Origin of the sequence: Enterobacter cloacae complex sp. SYL003 (genome assembly GCF_049236925.1) — a bacterium.
Taxonomy (GTDB): Bacteria; Pseudomonadota; Gammaproteobacteria; order Enterobacterales; family Enterobacteriaceae; genus Enterobacter; species Enterobacter intestinihominis.
This window is the reverse complement of record NZ_JBMKJK010000058.1, coordinates 1-1,316: the sequence shown is the minus strand read 5'-3', so window position 1 is coordinate 1,316 and position 1,316 is coordinate 1. Positions and strand designations below refer to the sequence as shown.

Here is a 1,316-nt window from a genome sequence, read left to right as displayed (position 1 = left end):
GGGTCTTCCCTTGTTGTGGTGGCTGAAGGCATGATAATGGTGTATTTAATCGCCAGAGGTCACCGCCATGGACGAAAAGTCCCTCTACGCTCATATTCTCAACCTGTCCGATCCGTGGCAGGTAAAGTCCCTTTCTCTCGATGAAAATGCCGGTTCTGTTACTGTCACTATTGAGATCGCTGAAAACACCCGGCTAGCCTGTCCGACCTGCGGTAAATCCTGTTCTGTTCACGATCACCGTCATCGTAAATGGCGCCATCTTGATACCTGCCAGTTCACCACTATTGTTGAAGCCGATGTTCCACGAATTATGTGTCCGGAGCATGGCTGCCTGACGTTGCCTGTTCCGTGGGCTGGCCCCGGAAGCCGGTATACGTTGCTATTCGAATCGTTCGTTCTCTCATGGCTGAAAATCAGCACCGTTGATGCTGTCAGGAAGCAACTTAAGCTCAGTTGGAATGCGGTTGACGGCATTATGACCCGGGCAGTTAAGCGAGGTCTTGCCCGGATAAAAAAGCCATTATCCGCCCGTCATATGAATGTGGATGAGGTCGCCTTTAAAAAAGGACATCGTTACATAACGGTGATCTCCGATCGCGATGGTCGGGCGCTGGCCTTAACGGATGATCGCGGCACAGAGAGTCTTGCCGGCTATCTTCGCACGCTCACTGATGGGCAGTTGCTGGCTATCAAAACGCTCTCAATGGACATGAACGCGGGCTATATAAGAGCAGCGCGTATCCACTTACCCAGTGCGGTTGAGAAAATCGCCTTTGACCGCTTCCATGTGGCGAAGCAACTGGGCGAGGTAGTTGATAAAACCCGTCAGAATGAACATCCGCACCTCCCTGTTGAAAGCCGACACCAGGCAAAAGGAACCCGCTTCCTGTGGCAGTACAGCGATAAGTGGATGACCGAATCCCGGCAGGAAAAGCTGATGTGGCTGCGTGCACAGATGAAGCTGACGAGCCAGTGCTGGGCGCTGAAAGAGCTGGCAAAGGATATCTGGAACAGGCCATGGAGCGAGGAAAGACGGAGTGACTGGCAGAGATGGTTGGCGCTGGCGGCTAACAGTGACGTTCCCATGATGAAAAATGCCGCGAAAACGATAGGAAAAAGGCTGTACGGGATCCTGAATGCGATGCGACACAGTGTCTCAAACGGAAATGCGGAGGCACTTAACAGCAAGATCAGGCTGCTGAGGATAAAAGCCAGGGGATACCGAAACCGGGAGCGCTTTAAACTGGGGGTGATGTTCCACTACGGAAAGCTGAATATGGCGTTCTGAGCCTTCCCACCATGATCGGGGAAGACCC

The 1,316-nt window shown here is 52.7% G+C and carries 1 protein-coding gene; it reads left to right on the top strand.

Annotated features, from left to right (window positions below):
- The first annotated feature begins 67 nt into the window (after positions 1-67).
- The gene (locus ACOT1A_RS24540) at positions 68-1,288 is read left to right on the top strand and encodes an ISL3-like element ISKox3 family transposase (protein WP_000343760.1); all 1,221 of its coding nucleotides are present in this window, start codon (positions 68-70) and stop codon (positions 1,286-1,288) included.
- Positions 1,289-1,316: the final 28 nt, after the last annotated feature.

Bases quoted from the DNA above. Each gene is read 5' to 3' on its own strand.
- ACOT1A_RS24540 (WP_000343760.1), top strand. From the start codon at position 68: ATGGACGAAAAGTCCCTCTACGCTCATATTCTCAACCTGTCCGATCCG.